The sequence below is a fragment of the Salinicoccus hispanicus genome (assembly GCF_009831115.1).
GTDB classification, from domain to species: Bacteria; Bacillota; Bacilli; order Staphylococcales; family Salinicoccaceae; genus Salinicoccus; species Salinicoccus hispanicus.
In genome coordinates this window covers 275,406-297,580 of the sequence record NZ_WUUK01000003.1, presented here as the reverse complement: position 1 = coordinate 297,580, position 22,175 = coordinate 275,406, and the positions used below count along the sequence as shown (strand labels likewise).

The window sequence follows — 22,175 nt, the reverse complement described above, 5'->3', positions numbered from 1 at the left end:
AAGGGGAATGAATAATGTCTAATGAAGTATGGTTGATTATTGCGACCATTATTGGAATCGCTCTACTGCTTTTCCTGATCATGAAAGTACAGCTTCACGCATTTGTATCATTACTTATCGCATCACTCTTCATCGGTCTGGCGACAGGCATGAGCCCGATGGATATCATCGATGTCATTGAAACCGGGATGGGCGGCACCCTCGGATTCATCGCAGTAGTCGTCGGTCTCGGTGCCATGTTCGGTGAAGTGCTGAAAGTCTCCGGAGGTGCCGAACGACTGGCCCTCACGCTGATCGACAAGTTCGGCGAAAAACGTTCACAGTGGGCGCTCGGTTTTACAGGGTTCCTCGTCTCCATCCCGGTATTCCTGGATGTGGCGCTCGTCATCCTGATTCCTATCGTCTACTCCTTGGCTACGAAAACGAGAAAATCACTGCTGTACTACGGTATTCCATTACTTGCCGGACTTGCTGTTGCACACAGTTTCGTCCCACCGACTCCAGGGCCGATGACCGTTGCAGCAATGCTCGGCGTCGATCTCGGATGGGTTATCCTCTTCGGTATCGCAGCTGGTATTCCGGCGATGATTCTGGCAGGACCTGTATTCGGTAAATTCATCGGCAATAGAATTCACCTTGAAATCCCGGATTACCAGAAGCTTGAGGAAGATGTCAGTGCAATGCAGAAGGAGCGGGACATGCCAAGTTTCAAACTGGTATTCTCACTCATCCTGATTCCGCTTGTACTGATTCTGGCCAATACTGTAACCGGTGCAATCGTCGGGGACGAGTCCACAAACCTCTTTGCTGAAAGCATCCAGTTTGTCGGACACCCGTTCGTTGCACTGATCATCACTGTTGTTCTGACATTCATGCTGCTCGGTACACGCCGTGGCTACACGAGAGGCGAAGTGCAGGAGATTGCGACCAAAGCACTTGAACCTGCGGGTATCATCATCCTGATCACGGGTGCCGGTGGCGTATTCAAGGAAGTACTGATCCAGAGTGGCGTCGGCGATGTCATGGGTAACCTTGTTGTCGGTGTCGGACTGCCGCTTGTCATTGCTGCATTCCTTATCACCACGTTTGTCCGTGTGGCGCAAGGGTCCGCAACGGTGGCGATGGTTACTGGTGCCGGACTCATGTCACCGATCATTGCAGTCAGCCCTGTAACGCAACCTGAGCTCGGTCTGATCGCCATTGCGATCGCGAGTGGCGCAACAGTACTCTCCCACGTCAACGACTCCGGTTTCTGGCTGGTCAACCGCTTCTTTGGAATGACCACAGGTGAAACATTGAAGTCGTGGACGGTCATGGAGACCATCATCGGACTGACCGGCTTTGTGGTTGTACTGATCATCAGTATATTCATATAGCACCAGAACCCCATGCGATGCATGGGGTTTTTGTGTACAGCGGCAAAAACACATATAATAGAGGCTACAGGAAAAACGAGGAGGAGAAGACATGAAGAAATATATGATGGGTCTGGATCTCGGGACGACGGCAGTGAAAGCTGTACTGTTCAGCAAAACGGGAGAATATGTCGATAAAGAAACGGCGCACTATCCGCTCCATACACCGAACGTACATATTGCAGAACAGGATCCGGATGAGATTCTCGGGAAGGCGATGCAGGCTGTCAAAGTACTGGTGGAGCGCAACCGCTGCAGCAACAGTATCGAATTCATCTCATGTTCATCCGCCATGCACAGCCTCATTCTGCTGGATAGATCCGGCAGCCGGCTGACCGAATGCATCACATGGGCGGACCGACGCAGCGAGGATGTAGCCGAAGCGTGGAACACGGAAGCGGGCGTCAGCATATACAGACGGACGGGTACCCCGATCCACCCGATGAGTCCATTCATCAAACTGCTTTATTTTAAAAATGAAGCGCCTGAAATGTACAGCCGCATCGGCAAGATTGTCGGTATCAAGGAATATATATTGCACCACTTTACAGGGCTTTATGAAGTCGACAAGTCCGTCGCCAGCAGCATGGGCATGATGGATCTTGAAACTTCCAGCTGGGATGAGGAAGTGCTTGATATTCTTGAACTCAGTCCGGAACAACTTCCCGATATTGTGGATACGACACGCGTCTATACTGCGCTTGATCGGGTGGAGAACCATCTGGGAATAGCCGAGAATACGAAGATCATCATCGGCGCCAGTGATGGCGTACTTGCCAACCTTGGCGTCAACGCCATCCAGGAAGGTGATATTGCCATTACAATCGGTACGAGCGGTGCGATCCGCACGGTGATCGATGCACCGAAGACCGACCCGAAAATGCGGACGTTCTGCTATCATCTGACGAATGACCACTACGTCATCGGCGGGCCGGTGAATAATGGCGGTGTCGTCCTGAGATGGGTCCGCGATGAATTGTGCCGGGAGGAAGTCGGCGAGGCGGAGTCGAAAGGCAAGGATCCATATGAAGTGATGACCCAGGCAGCGAAAGATATCGCGCCGGGCAGCAATGGCCTCATCTTCCATCCGTATCTTGCGGGTGAGCGTGCACCACTGTGGAATGCCAAAGCAGTAGGCTCCTTCTATGGTTTGACGCTATCGCACAGCAGAAGTCATATGATCCGTGCGGCGATGGAAGGCGTCGTTTATAACCTGTACAGCGTCTATCTTGCGCTCAGGGAGCAGATGAACACGGTCAAAAGCATCAAGGCAAGTGGTGGATTCGCCAGAAGTGAGATGTGGAAGCAGCTCATGTCGGATGTATTCGGTGAACAGCTGACCGTGCCGAAATCCTACGAATCGAGTGCGTTCGGTGCTTGCCTGCTTGGCATGCACGCCATCGGGGAGATGGATGACCTGAACGATGTGGCGGATTTCGTCGGTGAAAGTGATGCGTACACACCAGACGAGCAGACGTATATGAAATATCAGGACATCATGAGTGTTTATATCGAGATCGGCCGTGCGCTGGAACCATTCTATGACAGGATGGATGATATCAGATAGGGAGGTGGCATCATGGATCTGCATCATTTTTTTACACATTTTCTCGAGGAGAATGAACTGGTCAGGGCCAACCTGATCAATGACCGCCAATTTGAATCGAAGGCGGCACTCGTCCGTTTTAAGAAGGCAGAAGTTGCCGGTCTCGATGCGAATTCACCGGTGGCCGGCATGCTGTCCATGACGGAAGTCGAACTCATCAGCCATCTGATCGACATGGAGACCGATGACCGCCTGCACTACGTGGCCTATGATGTCAGACAGTATCCTGTGCTGATCGACTATCAATATGTGCTTGAGGCTGGGGAAGGCACCGGTGCAATCCATCATGACATCATCCGGGCACTGCACGGCATATTGAAAGAGAGTGGCACACTTCCGGCCTATCCGATGTATATCCATAAGGATGACCCGCTTGATCCCGAGGAAATCAGCCAGCTTCATCATATCTACAAAGGTCCCATCTACTGGCTGTACGAAAACTTGACGTGGCGGATGCTCAGAGCAATGCTCAAGCGGCTCAATGTGGAACCGGATGGCCATCAGAAAGAAGATTATCTGCGCCATATGACGTCCGTCATCACCCACCCGAAATACCTCGAAGACATTCTGCTCCAGCTCGGCCCGGAGGAGTATATGAGTATCCGGGAGAATGTCGAGAAAAGCTTCAATGTATACGAAGCGAGTTCCAGGTGGGAGACGGCGAAGGATATCGGTCTGCTGGTCAAGATCCATGCCGATCATTACGTCATGCATGAAGACGTGAGACGCGCACTTGAACAGGTCGACTTTAAAGCTGTGGAGGCGAAGCGGCAGCGGGGCAGACTTTCCGGGAGTACAGGGCGGAGTGGGGATTACAACGCCCATATCATCCGCCTGGCTGTGGAAGACATCGATATCGAAATTACACGGACGATTATTGTGCCGGCCGGCATCAACTTTTTCGAACTGCATCTCATCATTCAGAAGGCGATGGGCTGGCAGCGGAAGCATGATGCTGTATTCAAGTCGGGGGACATGGTCATACTGGAAAGCATGAATCAGATTTCAGAATTCGCTGAGGAAGTTATGAAGCTCGTCGCAAGTTTCACCCAGATTGATGGTGTATTTGACCAGCACAATCCGCTGGAATATGTGTATGGTGAATCCTACAGGCTCCAGGTATCGGTTGAAAATACAGCCAATATCCATCGGAGGATTCCGAGCATCCGTGACTACGTGGGGCCTGCACCGATTGAGAATATCGGCGGTGCCGGTAATCTGTCCGACGTACTGCGTGTGCTTGGCGACCCGAAACATCCGGATTATGCCCGCACGTATGAGAAGGTACGGGCAACGAATTTCAGGGAACGCTATCCCATCACAGCAATCAATAACCAGCTCGAGAAACTGTTCAGGAAGTCCCATCCTGTGACTGAGTTCAATGCAGAGGAAGCGGATATCTGATATTTCATTTTAAGGAGGCTCATATGGAACAGCAGAAGATATACAGATTGTTTACCGGCAAAGTGAAAAGGATCGGACAGAAGGATGCTGAAAATAAGATGGATCGTGAATGGGAGAGCGCCATTTTCAAAACGGCTGTGGAAAGTGCGGTCCATCTGACCCGGACCGGATTTATCGGCGATGATGTCGCCGATAAGAAGAATCATGGCGGGCCTGAAAAAGCGGTATTCGCCTATCCGGTCAGCCATTACGAGTCCTGGCAGCATGAACTGGATACGGATATCGAAATCGGAGGTAACGGAGAGAATTTCGCTGTCATGCATATGGATGAAGCAACCGTCTGCATCGGGGATATATACAAGGTCGGCGAGGCCACCATCCAGGTCTCCCAGCCGAGACGGCCATGCTGGAAACCCGCCCGCCGCCATAATGTACTAGATCTGGCACTGCGCATCCAGAAGACCGGCCGTACAGGCTGGTATTTCAGAGTGCTTGAAGAAGGGGAAGTGGCGAGCGGAGACGTTTTCCAGCTCGTCAGTCGCCCGCATCCCGACTGGTCCATCGAAGCATGCAACGAAGTCATGTACAATCAGACGGATAATATGGGCCTCAATGAAAGCCTGGCATCGCTCGAGCTTCTGGCTGAGAACTGGAAGGCCACCATCAGGAAACGTCTGGCAGGCGATGAAGGAAACAGTGAGAATCGGGTGTTCGGACCGAATAGGTAAAAGGGCGGCCATGGGGTACTCCTTAGAATTTAAAATAAAAGTAAACAAAAGGCATGCTGTCTGTATATGATGCGGACATCATGCCTTTTGCTATGTTCGGAACTTTTATGGGAGTTGGTGACGGAAGTCAATTTGCGTTGAGCAAACCAGTGAGTGCAATTTGGGGCTCCAATTTACGTTGAGCAAACCAGTGAGTGCAAGTTGGGACTCCAATTTGCGTTGAGCAAACCAGTGAGTGCAAGTTGGGGCTCCAATTTGCGTTGAGCAAACCAGTGAGTGCAAGTTGGAACTCCAATTTGCGTTGAGCAAACCAGTGAGTGCAATTTGGGACTCCAATTTGCGTTGAGCAAACCAGTGAGTGCAATTTGGATGCATAACTGACACTGGTCGCCCGAACGAACATCAGTTATTGGAGCCGATCAACGCCCTCCACCTACATCAGACTGCTGTACCAGAGTCCGAGAGCAGTGCCGATGTAGTTGCCGATGATGTAGCCGAGTGTCCCGACGATCAGTATCGGTCCGACGAGTTTTGTCCAGCCACGGGAGATGGCCATGGCGGCAGCGGTGGTCGGTCCGCCGATGTTGGCGTTGCTTGCGAGTACAATCTCTTCGAGATCAAACTTGAACAGCTTGCCGACTGAGAAGGATACGATCATATTGATGAACACGATGATTGCAGCGAACACAAGGATGAGTGGTGCGTTCTGCAGAATCAGAGGAATCGAAGCGGGTACGCCTATAACGACGAAGAAAATATAAATCAGGAATGTACCGATCTCCTGAGCCCCATTGATCCGCTCGAAATACTTGGGTACAAGCGAAACAATGAGCAGTGTCAAAGTCGTAAGCATCAGGTAGTCATCACCTACAACCGCGCGGAGTATTGTCGTCATTGTGTTCCCGTCTTCTGGTATCAATCCTCTGAACACTTCTGCCAGTTTGAATGATACGGCAACGACGACGAATGAAGCACCAACAGCCATTGCGATATCACTTAATGAAATTTCCTTGCGCTTCCAATAGGAAGCGGCAGCGGTATCGCTCGTATCTGCGTTTCGCTCCATCTCATCCATATGCGGTGTACCGAAACGTTTCCTGATAAAACCGATTGCCGGAATCGTGATCAGCACGAAGAAATAGATGGCCATCAGGAAATTGTCGGCCACGACTGCGGAAGAGACGGTCTCTCCGGGTACATCGAATCGCGAAGCGAGTGCTGCGAAGTTGACGCCACCGCCAGTGTAGGACCCCGTGATCATCGCCGCGATATGCGGCAGTCCGGGAATCAGATCTTTCAGGAGAAAAAACGCAAGAATCGAACCTGCCATGGTACCGATAGTACTGATGAGGAAAATAAGCAGCAGACGGCCGCTTTCCTGCCAGACCCGGCGGATATTCGTCTGAAACAGCAGCAATGGGATGGACAGTGGCACAACGTAGCTCCACACTGCATCGTAGACCGGCGCCTCGACAGGCAGTATGCCGAGATTCGCAAGCAACATGGCACCGAGTAGCGCAATGATGGCGCCTGAAAGTTTCGATGCCCATTTGAAACGCTGTTCGAGATAGATGGACACAGCAGCCCAGCCGACGAGAAACGCCCACAGCAGCCATGTTTCATCCGGTGAAATTAAAGAATTCATATTTCAGTCCCCCTTGTTTGAACTCGAAATTGCTAATCCCTTTTATAGACCATTTTTCCATCGATGAATGTATAGAGAATCAAATCATCCTCAAGCACAATATCGTTATCGAGTGGATTTTCATCAAGCAACACAAAGTCAGCAGCCTTGCCGATCTCAACAGAGCCATTCTCACTTTCGGTCCGATTGAGCTTTGCGCCATTGATGGTCATCGCCTTCAATGCTTCAAAGCGTGTCAGTTTCATATCTTCACCGAGCACCCGTCCGCTTTTCGTCTTGCGGTCGCACGCAATACGAATCGTATCGAGTGGTGAAATCGGTGTGACCGGGCAGTCGGAGTGGAGGGTGTAGAGTACATCAAGATCCTCCGCCCAGCGTGCCGGGTCCATTTTTTCAGCACGATCCGGTCCCAGGAATTTCTCATAATGCTTATCTCCGTAGTAGTAGATATGATTTGTGAAAAATGAACCATCGATGTTGTTCTTCTTCATCGCTTCGATATCTTCATATTTGCCGGTCTGGATGTGCTCAACCCGAGTCACCTCATTGTAGTCGGGATCTGCATTGACTTTGCTGTAGGCTTCGATGATCGACTTGATGGCAGCATCCCCGTTGCCATGTGTCGTCAGCGGATAGCCACGGCGTGCGAAATCCATATACAGCGCTTCGAGCTTCTCCTGCGCAATGATGATATGGCTTTTATCATCCACGTTATGATAGTTTTCAGTCAATGCAGCCGTATTGATCTGGATCGACCCATCCTGGAAGAACTTCGCACTATCAAGCGTACACTGTCCGTCGGACAGCGTTTCTATTTGCTGCTTCAGTTCCTCAAAAGAAAGTCCCTTGAGGGATTCCGATTGGAGCATCAGCTGGTAGTCGATCATCAGACGCAGTTTCATATCATTATCCTGCTGGATATAGGCAGTTAATGCATCATAGTCATCTTTGCCGTGTGCCAGGCCGACACAGGCTTCGCTTGCTGTCGTGATCCCTTTTGAAATGTAATCTGCTTCTGCCGATTTCAATGCTTCAATCATCTCCGCTTTCGACGGTTTCGGCAAGTGTGGAAGCAGAACTTCGACTGCAGGCAGCTCGAACAGCAGGCCATTCAGTCGACCGTCTGTCCGTGCAAAGTAACCACCATCAGGATCAGGCGTTTCTTCATTGATGCCGGCAATTTCAAGTGCGCGTGAATTGGCAACGCCCATATGTGCTGAGCTGTGGCGGATGTAGATCGGATGATCTGTCGAAATCGCGTCCAGTTCATCAATTGTGATGTGGCGGTCTTCCTCAAGTTCAATCTCGCTGTAGCCATGGCCGACAACCCATTCACCAGCTGGTGTCGCGTCAACACGCGCTTTCAGTGCAGCCTTTATTTCATCAATATTCCTGACCGCCTGTGGCGTCAGCTCAACGAGAGATTTATACAGGCCATACAGCAGCAGGTGGCTGTGTGTATCGATGAATCCTGGAATGAGGAAGCGGCCTTCCGCATCCAGCACATCTTCCTCCCCAGCAGCAATCTCCTCATCGATATGAACAATTCTGCCATCCTCTACAAGGATGTCACCGAAATAGGGTGTATCCATCACCATGTCGATGATGTTTGCATTTTTAATCAGTAGTGTCGTCATCGTTTATCCTCCAATGTCGGATTGTGCAGTTTTTCGAAATAGGCAGCCTGTACAGTTTCAGATGGTGCATGTTCCGTCAGGAGGCTGACACCGATCAGCAGGATGAAGGAAACCAGGAAGCCGAACAATGCATGGTCCATGCCGATCGGCAGGAACGGATAGGCGAGTACTAGGACTGCCGTACCGATCATGCTGACGAGTACACCTGCCTTTGTGACGCGCTTCCAGAACATGACCGCGAGGAACGGGAAGACAATGACGGTGGCAGTCAGGCGCAGTGCCCACTGGTAGGTTGTTGCGATATCCTCGACCGTATAGGCGAACAGACATGCAAGTCCTGTGATGATCAGAACGGAAATTCGTGAGAAGAATAGCATACGTTTGCCGCTTGCATTGCGATTGATGAAATTCTTATAGAAATCGATCGTCAAGTTGCTTGAGCCCTGCAGAATGAATGATGTAGCCCCAGTCATCAGTGCTGCCAGCAGTCCCAGGAAGACCAGGCCGCCAAGCGGGCTTGCAAGCAGGAAGTCCGTGACATATGAGAATATGAGATCCGGTGCCATATCAAGTGGTACGAACTGGCGGGCAGCCAGACCGATCAGGAACGGCAGGAATGAAATCAGGCCGGCGATGATGAAGCCGAGCGCGTTTGCACCTACGGCGGTCTTTTCATCCTTGGCGGCAAAGATGCGCTGCCAAGTCGACTGCCATACGAGATAGAAAGGTCCAACGGACAAGGCATACAGCAGGATTTCACCATAGCCGTCAGGACCGGCAATGCTCAGATACTCTGGTGCACTGGCTTCGAACAGCCCACCGAGACCGCCCACATGGGATACTGTGACGATGGCGAGAAGCACGACGCCCAATATGATGATGATCGACTGGATGGCATCTGTCAGAATCGTTGCCGGCAGTCCACCGATGATGGTGAATATCAAAATGACGATGAATGCGATGAATATGCCCACCGGCAAGCTGACGTCGAGTGTAATGTTGAATACGGTCGACATCCCGACCATCTGCAGTGCCGTCGTCGGAACTGAATAGATGAAGGCAGACAGGATGGAAGGGACGATGCCCGCCTTGCCACCGAATCTGACGGTAAAGAGGTCAGCCAATGTAATGAGACGTTGGCGGCGCAATGGCTTGGCGAACACAAGAATCAGAATAAGTGAGAAGACGATTGCGACAAAGGCGAATTTCCAGTAGCCGGATAATCCGACCGTGAAGCCGAGACCGACCCAGCCGATGAAGACGGCCGCACCACAGAACGTACTGATGATCGTTCCGGTGATCTTCCAGAAGCCGGTGTTCCAGCCGCTGATCAGGTAGTCTTCGTATGTGTTGATCTTTCTAAAGTAGTATGCGGCGATACCGAGCATGAAAATGAAATACAGGACAAAATAAACTATATACCAACCCAATGGTAATCAACTCCGATTTTTAGGATGCTTTAAATTATATAGTAAAATAAGTAGGATTTCTAACTTGTCCTACATCTTCATGCTGTCTCGAGACGGATATTATTAAGGAGCGCAGGCTCATATGTCCATTTGAGATGCGGTACATCAAAATTATATAATTTATTATATTATTTTGATTTTAATTATAAAAAATTATATAATAATGGGGAATACGAATAATGGGTATTGGTAATGGATGAAGGAAGTGTTTTTATGATGAAGGACTCTTTTGGAAAACCCCCACCCAAGCTCACGCTTTCCAGGTGGCTGTCTACAGTTGTCTGGATGAAATTAAAAATAGATGAAGGAGAGAGAAAAAATATGGAACAGATATTTGAAGTGGGTCAGCTGAAATCAAATGGTCACTATGCATTGGCTACCGTACATGGAGATGTAGTTTATGTTTCAGGACAGTTTTCTATCGATCCAGAAACAAACGAAAAGAAGTTTGATGATATTGAATCAGAGACACTGCGCGCCTTAGGCAATGTAGAACGAATTGTAGAATCTGCAGGAAGCAAAAAAGAAAATATATTGCGTATGACAATCTACATTCCTGATGTGCAATTGTGGGACCGGGTAGATGCCGTCTATAAAGCGTTTTTCGGTGAGCATCGGCCAGCACGTACTGTTGTTCCTACTAACGAACTGCATTTTGGATTTAAAGTTGAAGTGGATGCCATTGCGTACATTTAATTTTTAGGTTTATTACGCAAAGTTAACTATTAATAGGAGGCTGGTCAGTGATGGAACAGTATATATGCAATGATTGTCATGAAAAGTATGATATAACACCCGACCGATGGAAATGCGATTGTGGCGGTGTACTGGATCTGGATAAAAAGACACCTGATATCGACACATCGATATGGAACGAATACCCCAACTCATTATGGCGTTATTTCAACACAATGCCTTTTGATCATCAATTCAAAGCATGGCGTAATGTAACCATGGGTGAAGGTCAGTCCCCACTTATCGTTCTGGACCCAGAGACACCTGACGTTTACGTCAAAGTCGATTACATGATGCCGACTTTATCCTTCAAAGACCGGGGTGCAGCTGTTCTAGTGGCGAAAGCAAAGGAAATGGGCGTTTCGAGAATGATAGCAGACAGCAGTGGTAACGCCGGAACTGCGTTCTCGGCTTACGCAGCACGAGCGAATATTGAATGTACAATTTTCTTAAGATCAGAAATATCTCCGAAGAAAATAGCCCAGATTGAAGCGCATGGTGCAAAAATCGAAAAGATTGACGGTACGCGGGAAGATATCGCGGCGGCAGCACAAAAAGCGGTAGAGGGCGAAAAAGTATTCTATGCCAGTCATGTCTACAACCCATATTTCTACGAAGGTACGAAAACTTACGCCTATGAGCTGTATGAACAGCTCGGTGGTGCACCAGATAGCCTGATTATTCCTGCCGGTAATGGCACGCTTCTCCTCGGTGCCTATTACGGATTTATGGAACTAAAGCATAACGGTCTCATCGACCGTCTGCCAAAAATTATCGCTATCCAGGCCAAAAACTGCGCACCGTTATCTGCTGCATTTAAAAAGGGGGAGACCGAAGCCGAGCCCACGATAAATAAAAACACATTGGCTGAAGGCATAGCGATTGCCGCACCAGCCCGTTCAAAACAAATTCTCGAGGCGGTACGTGAGACGGGCGGCACATTCATTGAAATTGAAGAAGACGAGATTGCTAGCGCCCGCAACATGCTCAGTGATAAAGGATTCTATGTGGAAGTGACTGCAGCTGTAAATTACGCAGGCTACCTTAAATATAATCGAGCTGCGGATGAGCGTATCGTCATCCCCCTATGCGGTGCTGGTATCAAATCGAAATAGTTGGAAGTGATGAAAATCAGAGCAGTATTTATGGTAAAATATAACCGTATAGATGCTGCGAATTACCGTCTGCTTGAGAGTTGGAAACGTCATTCTACAAAGGGGAGAGGAAAATGTTCACCAAACTCGCGGAAGTCATGCTGTATGTAGACGACCAGGATGCATCGAAGAAATTCTGGACGGAGAAGCTCGGATTCAAAGTGATCAACGCGTCGGAAGCAGGGGATGAAATGCGCTGGGTTGAACTGAAACCGAAGGAAGGTACGGAGACAAGCATCATTCTTTTTGACAGGAAGACGGTGGAGAAGTTTTCACCGGAACTCAACTTTGGTACACCGTCCCTCATGTTTTTTACAGACGACCTGGATCAGCTGCATCAGGAGTTGGCTGACAAGGACGTCAACGTCGGAAAGATCGAAGTGTACGGATCCATGAGGACATTCAATTTTTCTGATGAGGAAGAGAACTATTTTGCGGTGATGAAAGGATGACAGAAAAAAGCCACACCTTCAACTTGAAGGTGTGGCTTTTGATATGGAACCAAGGGGGATCGAACCCCTGACCTCTGCACTGCCAGTGCAACGCTCTCCCAGCTGAGCTATGGCCCCGAGTCATACTCCCATATTTTATACGAATCAGATGGGATATACAAGTCCGATTTTTATATTTATTATGAGGAATATAATATACAGATAATGTATAAAAATTACATTAATTGAATAAAGCGAACGATTAATGATAATATTCTAAAGAGGTAGACATATCTGAAAAATAATTGTAACATATTTATGTGTTCATACTTTTAAGATCACAAAACACGAACATTACCAAGCTTATAAAGAGGTCGGTTGCATCGTTTTATTACATATGAAAGGGGATATGGACTGATGAACGAATTTGTAAACGGATACTTGAAGGAAAACAAATCTTATTTCGAATCGGTTAGTGCATACATATTCAATCATCCCGAAACACGCTTCGAAGAATATGAATCCGCAAAGTATCTGGCGGAGGAATGTGAGAAGCAGGGATTCAAGGTTGAACGAAACGTCGCTGGTATCGATACGGCATTTACAGCAACTTATGGCACAGAGGAGCCTGAAATCGGCTTTCTCGGTGAGTTTGACGCATTGTCAGGTTTGAGTCAGCAGCCGGGAGAAACGACTTATCAGCCGCTTGAGACGGATATCGGTCATGGCTGTGGGCATAATCTGCTCGGCACTGGTGCTTTCGCTGCTGCCTGTGCGACAAAGGCATACCTTGAACACCACAATCTGCCTGGCAAGGTGACATTCTTCGGCTGTCCGGGAGAAGAGGGCGGTTCAGGCAAGACCTTCATGGTACGGAACGGCGTATTTGATAAGGTCGATGCGGCACTGACATGGCATCCTTCATCAACAAATGCCATTATGGATTTTTCGACACTGGCAAACTACCAGGTCTATTTCAAGTTCCACGGCCGTTCTTCCCATGCGGCACATACACCGCACCTCGGCAGAAGTGCACTCGATGCAGTCGAGCTCATGAACGTCGGTGTCAACTATTTGCGTGAGCATGTCATACCGGACGCACGCATGCATTATGCAGTGACCAACACAGGTGGCATCTCTCCGAATGTCGTTCAGGCCCAGGCGGAAGTACTCTACCTCATCCGCGCACCCCGTGTGGACCAGGTGGAGGAGATCTATCAGCGGGTCGTCAAGATTGCCGAAGGTGCGGCGATGATGACGGAAACCGAGATGACGATTGATTTTGATAAAGGCTGTTCAAACTACATACCGAACCGCCATCTTGAAAAGCTTCTCTACGAAGGCCTCGAAGCAGCAGGTGGGGGAGAACCGAAAGAAGAAGAGAAAGCATTCGCTGAAAAGCTGTGGGACACATTGCCCGAATCGGTTCAGCAGAATTATCTGGAACCGATCAGCGGCTTCGGTTACACCGGTGATGGATCGGAATACGCCGGTAAATACTTGGCAGATACCATCTCGCCGTATATTGGACGGGAAGGCATACTACCCGGGTCTACGGACGTCGGAGATGTCAGCTGGGTCGTTCCGACAGCACAGCTCTCTGCAGCCACTTCAGCACTCGGCACAATACTGCATTCCTGGCAGATGACGTCACAGGGCTTGAGTGATTTTGCCAATCGTGGCATGCTGCGGGCAGCAGAGGGTATGGCGATTGCCGGTGTCCGACTGTTCGAATCAAAAGAAGATCTGGCCCAAGTCAGGGCAGAATTCGATAGCTTCAGGGAGAAGCATGATTACATGAATCCGATTCCGGATGATGTGACCCCTTCAAAACTGAGCGATAGATAATAAAATAAAAAAACGATAATAGTGAGGTGTCCCATGACAAAAAAGAAAGGCATATTTGCCAGATTCCTGGATGTTGTTGAACGCGTCGGCAACAAGCTGCCGGATCCGTTCGTACTATTCGTTGCATTGTGTTTCCTGATGATTTTCCTATCCTTCCTGTTCAGTGTTGCCGGTGCGTCAGTTATACACCCCGGTACAGGGGAAGAGCTTGGCATCAGAAATCTTATGTCCGGTGAAGGACTGCAGTTCATTCTGACATCCATGCTTGAAAACTTCACCGGCTTTGCGCCGCTCGGCCTTGTCCTGGCCATGATGCTTGGTATCGGTCTGGCGGAGAAGGTCGGACTGCTCGACTACGCCATCCGTAAGACAATATTGAAGTCTCCCCCATTCCTGCTGACATATACAGTCGTATTCGTCGGTATCATGGGCAACCTGGCATCGGATGCGGCAACAGTCATCATCCCGCCGCTCGGTGCACTTGTATTCTACAAGGTTGGCAGACACCCGCTTGCCGGTCTCGCGGCTGGTTTCGCAGGGGCTGGTGCTGGATTTACCGCCAACCTGTTCATCGCTGGTACCGACGCCTTGCTCTCTGGTATTACGACAGAAGCCGTTGCGGTCGTCAATGACAGTCTCGTTGTTACACCCGTCGACAACTGGTATTTCAACATTGTTTCTGTATTCCTGCTGACCATTGTCGGTGGTCTCTTGACTTCAAAGTTCGTCGAGCCGAGACTCGGTAAGTACAAAGGAGACGCTGTTGAAGAAGAGAAGACAGAAGAACTGCCAAACGCTAAAAAAGGGTTCTTTACAGCTGTCATCGCAGGTCTGCTCTACTGGGCCGTCATCGTTACTGTAATCATGCTGCCAGATAGTCCACTCAGAAGTGAAGAGGGGAGAATCATCCCATCCCCATTCATCGATGGCATCGTACCGATCATCCTGATCTTCTTCATCATCATCGGTCTGGCGTTTGGTATTGTTACCGGCAAGATTCGTTCTGGTAAAGATGTGACAGACAACATGACTGAAGCAATCAAAGATATGGCCGGTTACATTGTACTGGTATTCGCCATTGCGCAGTTCATCGCCTACTTCAACTGGTCCAACCTGGGAACCTGGATTGCCGTCAACGGCGCTGAATTCCTGCAAAGTGTCAACTTTACAGGCATGCCGCTCATCATCGGTTATATCCTCTTTACGGGCGCAATGAACTTCCTGATTACTTCAGGTTCAGCCAAATGGGCGATCGAGGCACCGATATTCGTACCGATGTTCATGCAGCTCGGCTACGACCCGGCCTTTACACAGGTCGCCTACCGTATTGCAGATTCATCATTCAATATCGTGACACCACTGTTCCCATATATGGTCATCATCCTGGCATTTATGAAACGCTATGATAAGAACGCGAGCATCGGTACATACATTTCATTGATGCTGCCGTATTCGATCGCATTCCTCGTGGCATGGATCCTCCTGATCCTGGTGTTCTACTATGCAGGCCTACCGTATGGTCCAGGTGTGTACACGTTCCTGGAAGACAGAGTATAAAAAATCATCTTTAAGGAGAGAAAATAATGACTCAGCTTGAAGAACAACTGATAGAATGGCGTAGGGATTTCCACCAGTATCCAGAACTTGGATTTCTGGAGATGCGAACATCAACCATTGTTGCAGATGTACTTGAGAACCTCGGTTTCGACATCGAGATCGGTAAAGCGGTTATGAATCCCGACTACTGCATGGGTAAGCCCGATGAAGCAGAGACGAAAAAGCATCTGCAGTGGGCGAAAGAGAATGGGGCTGTGGAAAAATATCTCGGCTTCGTCTCTGAAGGCTACACCGGCATCGTTGCAACACTCGATACCGGCAAGCCCGGTCCGACAGTGGCATACCGTGTCGACATGGATGCACTGCCGATCTTTGAAGCGACCGGTGACGATCATGTACCCGTCGAAAAAGGTTTCAGATCGACGACAGAGAACATGCATGCATGTGGACATGATGTGCATACGACCATCGGTCTTGGACTGGCAACAAAGCTGATGGAAAATAAAGATCAGCTTCAGGGCAAGATAAAGATTCTCTTCCAGCCGGCCGAAGAAGGCACGCGTGGTGCCCGCTCCATGGTGGAGGCCGGTGCAGTCGAAGGTATCGACTATCTGATTGCATCCCACATCGGAACTGGTGTCCCTCAGAATCATTTTGTCGCTGCAAACAATGGCTTCCTTGCGACATCCAAGATGGATGTCACTTTCAAAGGGGTATCCTCCCATGCAGGAGGTAGACCGGAAGAAGGTAAGAATGCCATGCTCGCTGCAGTGAATGCCGTCATCAACATCAACGCCATCCCGCGCCACTCAGGTGGGGCGACGCGCATCAACGTCGGTGAACTGCATGCAGGCAGCGGCAGAAACGTCATTGCGGACCATGCCACAATGAAGATTGAAACACGCGGCGAAACCTCCGATATCAACGATTACGTGAGAGCCCAGGCAGAAGCAGTGATCGAAGGTGCTGCGAAAATGTATGGTGCCACATACGACATCGAACTGGTAGGCGAAGCGGAAAGTGTCAGCTGTTCCATGGAAGTCGCTGAAGTCCTGAAAGGCATTGCTGAAGAGACAGGTCTGACGAGTGAACTCAGAAGCGATGCAGCTGCAGGATCGGAAGATGCGACTTTCCTGATCAATGCGGTCCAGAAGCAGGGGGGCCAAGCGACATACTGTGTATTCGGTACCGATCTTGCCGCTGGACACCACAACGAGAAATTCGACATCAATGAATCCAGCATGCTGCCGGCAGTGGAGACACTGTTCGCATCTGCAAAGAAATTGAGCAACCAATGATAAAGCAAGAAGCCGAGGGCATGTCCTCGGCTTCTTTTTCGTATATGGAAATTCGACACCCCCGGAGAGGATGATGCTCACCGGGAAATATCTCCTATCTTTTATTCCTATTCATCTTCAAAGAATTGAAGCAGTGCTGCTGGTTGTCCCAGTCGAGATACTGTCGTGACTTGATGAAGGACGCCTTGAAGAACTGGACGATCTTTTCCTTCTCTTCTTCATGTCGCCCATTTTTCATTTCGTACAGATACTCGGCCATGTCCGCTTCAAAGTAGCTGTCTTCAGGGAAACTGTCATCGACTTCAAGTACCGTATCGGACACAAAAGGATAGGGCAGGACAAAGAATGTCGGATGCTTGTATTTGTCATCACCGAGCCAGAAGCCGAACTCGATCATGTGTTCATCGAACGCAGCACGTTCAATGATTTTCGAATCGTCTGCGAAAGGTTCGAACTGGTCGTAAATTGCAATGCAGGAGACATCGAAAGTCCCCCAGAACAGTCCAGGCATCGCTTTGCGTATTCTGAGAGGTGCAAGGAACATTGATTCCGCATCGCTGGCATACTGGAACCACTTCAGTATTTCCCGGGAAACCTCCGGATTGTAGTGATGATGCGTTTCGTCATTTTCGAAAGGTGTTGTCGTCTTCATTTCCTGTGGCGTCGAATAGATGGAAATATCCAGGCCAAGTTCGCGCGTTGCTGTCATGATGTCCTCATAGTATGAACTTATGGTCTTGCCGTCGGCAAGATCAATGGTCCTGTCATCCGTGACGGTCTCGATGATGATGCGGTTGTGGACGAGATCTGCTTCGATGCCGAAAATCTCCTCATCCTGCTTCAATAGTCCAGTCGTAAATCCACGCGGTGTGATGTCCAGAACGACGTGTGCCCACTGGGGCTGCTGATGTGCATATTCAAGTTTGATTTTACCGATAATCTGAGAAACAAGCTGCAGTGTCGTCATCTCATTTACATTTTCCTGATAAAAACTCATATACATCACCTCAAGGACATTATAACCAAGAAATCGGTCAAGATGCCATCAACTGTACCAAAAGAAAAACACCCAGGCTCAGCCTGGGTATTAATCAGTATCCAACAAACAGCAGTGCCAGTACATAGATGATCGGGAATGAGATAATTGTCCTCAGTAAGAATATGGCAAGCAGTTCCCATACGGATACGGGGATCTTCGATTTGAGGAGCAGTGCGCCGACTTCTGAGAAGTAGATGATCTGCACGAGGGACATGGTGGCGATCAGGAACTTGGTGAACATGCTGTCGAGACCGGAACCGATGACCGATGGCAGGAACATGTCGGTGACACCGATGATGAACGCAGGTGCTGCAGCAGACGCTTCAGGTACATTGATGAGCTCGAGAATCAACTGGACCGGGTAGCTCAAGTAGGTGAATACGGGTGTATACTCTGCGAAAATCAAGGCCAGCGTACCGATGGCGATGACGACAGGGATCAGACCGCCATATATATCGACGACGTTCAATGTGCCGTCCTTGATGATGCCTTTCGGACCATCACTTTCGTCCGCTCTTCTGTAGGCACGTGTCGTTGCGGTTTTGAGCATTGTACTTTCAACATTCCTGTCATCGATCTGCTTGCCCGTCACTTCGTAGTACGTATCTTCCTTCCTGGATAACGGAGGGATGCGTACCATGACAAGGGCCGTCAGTATGCAGGCGACGGCCATCGTCATATAGAACTGGAGGAAATATTCCTCGATACCGATGAAAGAGGCAATGACCAGGCTGAAAGGGATGGAGAGGACCGAGAAGTTGGTTGCGATATTCATCGCTTCACGTTTTGTATAGAATCCTTTTTCATACTGCTGGGTAGTAATCATGACACCGACCGGACTGCTGCCCATCCATGAAGCGAGTGCATCGATGGAGGAGCGGCCGGGAACTTTATACAGCGGGCGGATGACCGGCTCGAGGAACGTACCGATGAATTCCATCAGCCCGAAGTTCATGAGCAGCGGCATCAGGAAGGCTGCAAGCAATAGCCACGTTGCAAGGATGGGGACGAGGCTGTACATCATCGTGCCGCCAGTCGCATCACTTGTGATTGCTTCAGGTCCCAGTCCAAGCACAACCATGCCGGCAAATAGAGTGCCAAGGACACGCAGTGTGAACCAGAGCCAGTCGAGGACAAATATGTCCTTCAGTTTTTGAGAGCTACCGAAGGCATTGCGGTTGATCAGTGTACCGTAGAGGGTGACAATCAGAAATATTCCCATGATGACAGCAAGTATTGCTGGAATCAAAGTGTCGTAGTTGCCCAATATGTAGTCGGCAAATATACCGAGGATGATGGTCCATTGACCGTTGAAGTAGACCGGGACGATGAACAGAAGCAGGGCAATGATTGAAATTGTCCATGTCTTTACTTTGGTCTGAGTAGAAAAATGCATAAATAAACCTCTTTACGTATCTTTATGAATGAATTAATAATAAAGGAAAAATTGGTTCATGTCTATACATTTTAACGTCAAAAAATAAGTCATATATTTAGGGGGCTATCCAACCAAGAAATCTAACTTACAAAGGCTTCTTCTGATAAATTTTTTATATTTCCATTGTTGCTTTGCTCATTCAACTTCAAAACCCAGCGGTCTCGGTGAAAAATAAGCTGTTTTTTTAAATTGTAGTGCAAGTCATCACCTAAATCAGTAAATGGTATAATTCCATTTATAGTGAATATAGTAAATTTATCATTAAAATTTTCAGACAATTGTGATAAAATTATATACAAAGGAGTTCATACTTTCAGTCATGATATGAAAGTCTTAACCATTTTTGATGCTGGGTATTAAGGACTGGATTTTAAAATATTCAGTTCAATATTATATAAAGGGGAGGAAAAACGATGGGGAAAGTTTCGTGGTCAAGATTAACGTTCCTGCTGATGCTGATCTTTGTGTTGGCTTTGGCAGCATGTGGCAATGGTGGTACTTCAGAAGAAGAATCAACTGAAGAATCAGATACTGCAACAGAAGAAACTGAGGAATCTACTGAAGAATCCACTGAAGAACCGGAGGAAACAACAGAAGAGAGTGAAGAATCCGAAGAAGCAACAGAAGAAAGTGATGAAAGTACAGATACTGGATCTGAATCAGCAGAAACTGAACCAAAAGTTACTGAGTTTGAACCCGCATTCCCGGAACAGACAAGAGCACCTGAAGTAGAGACTGAAGCAGAACTTGAGGTGGAAGTTGTTGCTGAAGGTCTTGGCGTGCCTTGGGGTATGCAGGAGTTTGATACAAACCGCCTGCTTGTTACACAAAGGGATTCAGCAGAACTTCTTATCGTAAACCTTGAAGATGGCTCTGTTTCGGATCCAATCGAAGGGACACCAGAAGTGAACAGCGAAGATCAGGGTGGTTTGCTTGATGTCACCATTGCACCTGATTTTGACGAATCAAGATTAGTGTTTATGACATTTGCTCAAGATATCGAAGGGGGTACTGTAACTGCTGTCGGTAAAGGTATGTTGTCAGAAGATGAAACCTCACTTGAAGATTTTGAAGTGATCTTCCAGGCAACACCAGCATATGATGGCACCTTGCACTATGGTGGACGTATTATTTTTGATGATGATGGCAACCTGTTCCTAACAACCGGTGAGCGTTCAGATGACCCGATCCGCGAACGTGCACAAGACTTGGATGCCTACTTGGGTAAAGTCATCCACATTACACCAGATGGAGAACCAGTGGATTCGAATCCGTTCGTCGAAGATGAAGACGCACTGGATGGCATCTACAGCTACGGTCACCGTAATATTCAAGGTGTGGACTTCCACCCTGAAACAGGAGACTTATGGATTGTTGAATTCGGTCCACAGGCTGGGGATGAACTGAATATCATTGAACCAGGCAATAACTATGGATGGCCAATCGTCTCCTATGGTATCGAATACACTGGTGAATTGATCAATGAGGGTATTTCAGAGCACGAGGCGCAAGGCTTTGTTGAACCAAGATATTATTGGGATCCGACAAGTGCACCAAGTGGCATGTCATTCTATGACAACGACGCAATCCCTGAATGGGAGAACAACTTGTTCATCGGTGGTCTAGCGCCGAACTATATTGTACGTGTCGTTATTGAAGACGACACCATCGTTGGAGAAGAACGTCTATTGACTGAAGAAGGCGAACGTTTCCGTGATATCCTTGTAACTGAGGATGGCGAGCTTATTGCAGCCACTGATGGCGGTTCGATCTATAGAGTTACTGCAGCAGGTGAATGAACAGAAGAAGACGCTGAATAATCTATTATTGATAGACTTAAGTGGCTCGACAATATTAATGAAGCAGACATTTATGTATTTCATGAATGTCTGCTTCTATTTTCTCCTTGCAAACGCTTGCTTCAAATATTTGCACAATGATTACTGCCACAAAATCGAAACACCGCTCCTATTTTTCCTACCATCAAATGGCAGAGTACTTACCACAGACCCGGCAACAGAATGCTCAGTATACATAAATGACTAGATGCCAGGGTTGCTAGTCTGCCTGTATTCCTTCAACGGCGGTGTTTTGTTCACGTTTTCTTCTTCTATTATTGATTTAGGCAAACTACTTTGTGTATCCAGAAGTTCTTCAATATTACCCGCATCTTCGACATCACTATCGTTATGTCTTTAAACTGAATATAGTATATACTTGTTACCAAATTCGGAAATGAGGATATTCTATGAAACCAGTCATCGAGTTTATATTTCATCTTGTCACCCCGCTCATATTAGGTAAAACAGTAGGGAAATTATCTACTAGATCCGCACCGAGACAATATAAGAAGCTTAGACAGCCGCCCTTTGCCCCACCGCGTAAAATTTTTGCTCCCATGTGGACCTTTCTATATCTGACGATGGGACTGGCCCATGCCATCGTCAACAAAAAAGGCAATCGTAAGGCAAGTAGACTGTTCAGGGTTCACCTTATCATCAACTACACTTGGTCCTTCCTGTTTTTCCGGCTCAGAAAACGTCAACTCGCATTGGTGAACAGTGTAATGATCTGGGTTACGATGTACGCTGTAGTATCCAAATTCTTCAAAGTGAGCAGACTGTCGGGCTTCATTCTGTTGCCATATACACTATGGACAACATTCGCAGCTTACCTCACACTGGGAAGCTGGTATCTAAACCGCAAAAAATAACAGAACTCTAAGTTAAAGACTTCTGGAGTCATATGAAACACAACCGGAACAATGGATA

General features: G+C 48.3%; 18 protein-coding genes and 1 tRNA gene. 12 read left to right on the top strand and 7 right to left on the bottom strand.

The genetic code is table 11. The features are described from left to right. Positions 1–14 precede the first annotated feature (14 nt). The 4 genes from GQ671_RS08825 to GQ671_RS08810 all read left to right on the top strand — a co-directional run bounded on the left by GQ671_RS08825 (position 15) and on the right by GQ671_RS08810 (position 5,153). Positions 15–1,376: a GntT/GntP/DsdX family permease gene (locus GQ671_RS08825; RefSeq protein ID WP_160655794.1), complete on the top strand. Its 1,362-nt coding sequence runs from the start codon at positions 15–17 to the stop codon at positions 1,374–1,376. A gap of 91 nt (positions 1,377–1,467) precedes the next feature. Next, positions 1,468–2,982 carry a gluconokinase gene (gntK, locus tag GQ671_RS08820; RefSeq protein WP_160655791.1) on the top strand — a complete coding sequence of 505 codons (1,515 nt, stop codon included), beginning with the start codon at positions 1,468–1,470 and terminating at the stop codon, positions 2,980–2,982. A gap of 12 nt (positions 2,983–2,994) precedes the next feature. Then, positions 2,995–4,425, top strand: a complete 1,431-nt coding sequence (locus tag GQ671_RS08815) for a plasmid pRiA4b ORF-3 family protein (RefSeq protein ID WP_160655788.1) — start codon at positions 2,995–2,997, stop codon at positions 4,423–4,425. A gap of 23 nt (positions 4,426–4,448) precedes the next feature. Further along, positions 4,449–5,153 carry an MOSC domain-containing protein gene (locus GQ671_RS08810; RefSeq protein ID WP_160655785.1) on the top strand — a complete coding sequence of 235 codons (705 nt, stop codon included), beginning with the start codon at positions 4,449–4,451 and terminating at the stop codon, positions 5,151–5,153. Between the two features lie 433 nt (positions 5,154–5,586). Here the strand turns inward: GQ671_RS08810 and GQ671_RS08805 are convergent, their stop codons facing one another. The 3 genes from GQ671_RS08805 to GQ671_RS08795 are packed head-to-tail and all read right to left on the bottom strand — an operon-like array spanning position 5,587 to position 9,865. Then, positions 5,587–6,798 carry a DUF819 family protein gene (locus GQ671_RS08805; protein WP_160655782.1) on the bottom strand — a complete coding sequence of 404 codons (1,212 nt, stop codon included), beginning with the start codon at positions 6,796–6,798 and terminating at the stop codon, positions 5,587–5,589. A 32-nt stretch (positions 6,799–6,830) separates the two neighbouring features. Next, a complete protein-coding gene (locus tag GQ671_RS08800) occupies positions 6,831–8,435 on the bottom strand; it encodes an amidohydrolase (protein WP_160655769.1) in 1,605 nt (534 codons plus the stop codon). Beyond that, entirely contained in the window at positions 8,432–9,865 is a 1,434-nt protein-coding gene (locus tag GQ671_RS08795; protein ID WP_160655766.1) for a sodium:solute symporter family protein, read from the bottom strand. Before GQ671_RS08795 ends, GQ671_RS08800 begins: the two co-directional genes overlap by 4 nt. A gap of 360 nt (positions 9,866–10,225) precedes the next feature. On the opposite strand from GQ671_RS08795, the gene GQ671_RS08790 reads away from it, so the two are divergent. From GQ671_RS08790 to GQ671_RS08780, 3 genes are all read left to right on the top strand, one after another. Next, positions 10,226–10,600, top strand: coding sequence for a RidA family protein (locus tag GQ671_RS08790; RefSeq protein ID WP_160656374.1), 375 nt, complete (start codon positions 10,226–10,228; stop codon positions 10,598–10,600). A gap of 50 nt (positions 10,601–10,650) precedes the next feature. Beyond that, complete coding sequence (locus GQ671_RS08785) at positions 10,651–11,754, top strand: threonine synthase (RefSeq protein WP_160655763.1); 1,104 nt, start codon at positions 10,651–10,653, stop codon at positions 11,752–11,754. A 113-nt stretch (positions 11,755–11,867) separates the two neighbouring features. Then, positions 11,868–12,245: a VOC family protein gene (locus GQ671_RS08780; RefSeq protein ID WP_160655760.1), complete on the top strand. Its 378-nt coding sequence runs from the start codon at positions 11,868–11,870 to the stop codon at positions 12,243–12,245. 44 nt (positions 12,246–12,289) lie between these two features. Here GQ671_RS08780 and GQ671_RS08775 read toward each other — a convergent pair. Next, positions 12,290–12,362 (bottom strand) — tRNA-Ala (locus GQ671_RS08775). Positions 12,363–12,641: 279 nt separating this feature from the next. Between GQ671_RS08775 and GQ671_RS08770 the strand changes: the two genes are divergently transcribed. Genes GQ671_RS08770 through GQ671_RS08760 form a run of 3 tightly spaced genes read left to right on the top strand, consistent with a single transcriptional unit; the run spans position 12,642 to position 16,927 of the window. After that, a complete protein-coding gene (locus GQ671_RS08770; protein WP_160655757.1) occupies positions 12,642–14,072 on the top strand; it encodes a M20 family metallopeptidase in 1,431 nt (476 codons plus the stop codon). A gap of 33 nt (positions 14,073–14,105) precedes the next feature. Further along, entirely contained in the window at positions 14,106–15,629 is a 1,524-nt protein-coding gene (locus tag GQ671_RS08765; protein WP_160655754.1) for an AbgT family transporter, read from the top strand. Positions 15,630–15,655: 26 nt separating this feature from the next. Next, the gene (locus GQ671_RS08760) at positions 15,656–16,927 is read left to right on the top strand and encodes an amidohydrolase (RefSeq protein WP_160655751.1); all 1,272 of its coding nucleotides are present in this window, start codon (positions 15,656–15,658) and stop codon (positions 16,925–16,927) included. Positions 16,928–17,021: 94 nt separating this feature from the next. Here GQ671_RS08760 and GQ671_RS08755 read toward each other — a convergent pair whose 3' ends face one another. The 3 genes from GQ671_RS08755 to GQ671_RS08745 all read right to left on the bottom strand — a co-directional run bounded on the left by GQ671_RS08755 (position 17,022) and on the right by GQ671_RS08745 (position 19,682). After that, on the bottom strand, positions 17,022–17,924 hold the full coding sequence (locus GQ671_RS08755; protein ID WP_160655748.1) for a DUF5996 family protein: 903 nt from the start codon (positions 17,922–17,924) through the stop codon (positions 17,022–17,024). Positions 17,925–18,018: 94 nt separating this feature from the next. After that, entirely contained in the window at positions 18,019–19,362 is a 1,344-nt protein-coding gene (locus GQ671_RS08750) for a YjiH family protein (protein ID WP_160655745.1), read from the bottom strand. A gap of 122 nt (positions 19,363–19,484) precedes the next feature. Next, on the bottom strand, positions 19,485–19,682 hold the full coding sequence (locus GQ671_RS08745; RefSeq protein WP_160655742.1) for a hypothetical protein: 198 nt from the start codon (positions 19,680–19,682) through the stop codon (positions 19,485–19,487). Positions 19,683–19,817: 135 nt separating this feature from the next. On the opposite strand from GQ671_RS08745, the gene GQ671_RS08740 reads away from it, so the two are divergent. Continuing rightward, entirely contained in the window at positions 19,818–21,203 is a 1,386-nt protein-coding gene (locus GQ671_RS08740; RefSeq protein WP_160655739.1) for a PQQ-dependent sugar dehydrogenase, read from the top strand. Between the two features lie 449 nt (positions 21,204–21,652). Then, the gene (locus GQ671_RS08735) at positions 21,653–22,117 is read left to right on the top strand and encodes a TspO/MBR family protein (protein WP_160655736.1); all 465 of its coding nucleotides are present in this window, start codon (positions 21,653–21,655) and stop codon (positions 22,115–22,117) included. Positions 22,118–22,175 lie beyond the last annotated feature (58 nt).

Coding starts and splice junctions, on each gene's coding strand:
- GQ671_RS08825 (WP_160655794.1), top strand. CDS start 15: ATGTCTAATGAAGTATGGTTGATTATTGCGACCATTATTGGAATCGCT.
- gntK (WP_160655791.1), top strand. CDS start 1,468: ATGAAGAAATATATGATGGGTCTGGATCTCGGGACGACGGCAGTGAAA.
- GQ671_RS08815 (WP_160655788.1), top strand. CDS start 2,995: ATGGATCTGCATCATTTTTTTACACATTTTCTCGAGGAGAATGAACTG.
- GQ671_RS08810 (WP_160655785.1), top strand. CDS start 4,449: ATGGAACAGCAGAAGATATACAGATTGTTTACCGGCAAAGTGAAAAGG.
- GQ671_RS08805 (WP_160655782.1), bottom strand. CDS start 6,798: ATGAATTCTTTAATTTCACCGGATGAAACATGGCTGCTGTGGGCGTTT.
- GQ671_RS08800 (WP_160655769.1), bottom strand. CDS start 8,435: ATGACGACACTACTGATTAAAAATGCAAACATCATCGACATGGTGATG.
- GQ671_RS08790 (WP_160656374.1), top strand. CDS start 10,226: ATGGAACAGATATTTGAAGTGGGTCAGCTGAAATCAAATGGTCACTAT.
- GQ671_RS08785 (WP_160655763.1), top strand. CDS start 10,651: ATGGAACAGTATATATGCAATGATTGTCATGAAAAGTATGATATAACA.
- GQ671_RS08780 (WP_160655760.1), top strand. CDS start 11,868: ATGTTCACCAAACTCGCGGAAGTCATGCTGTATGTAGACGACCAGGAT.
- GQ671_RS08770 (WP_160655757.1), top strand. CDS start 12,642: ATGAACGAATTTGTAAACGGATACTTGAAGGAAAACAAATCTTATTTC.
- GQ671_RS08765 (WP_160655754.1), top strand. CDS start 14,106: ATGACAAAAAAGAAAGGCATATTTGCCAGATTCCTGGATGTTGTTGAA.
- GQ671_RS08760 (WP_160655751.1), top strand. CDS start 15,656: ATGACTCAGCTTGAAGAACAACTGATAGAATGGCGTAGGGATTTCCAC.
- GQ671_RS08755 (WP_160655748.1), bottom strand. CDS start 17,924: ATGAGTTTTTATCAGGAAAATGTAAATGAGATGACGACACTGCAGCTT.
- GQ671_RS08750 (WP_160655745.1), bottom strand. CDS start 19,362: ATGCATTTTTCTACTCAGACCAAAGTAAAGACATGGACAATTTCAATC.
- GQ671_RS08740 (WP_160655739.1), top strand. CDS start 19,818: ATGGGGAAAGTTTCGTGGTCAAGATTAACGTTCCTGCTGATGCTGATC.
- GQ671_RS08735 (WP_160655736.1), top strand. CDS start 21,653: ATGAAACCAGTCATCGAGTTTATATTTCATCTTGTCACCCCGCTCATA.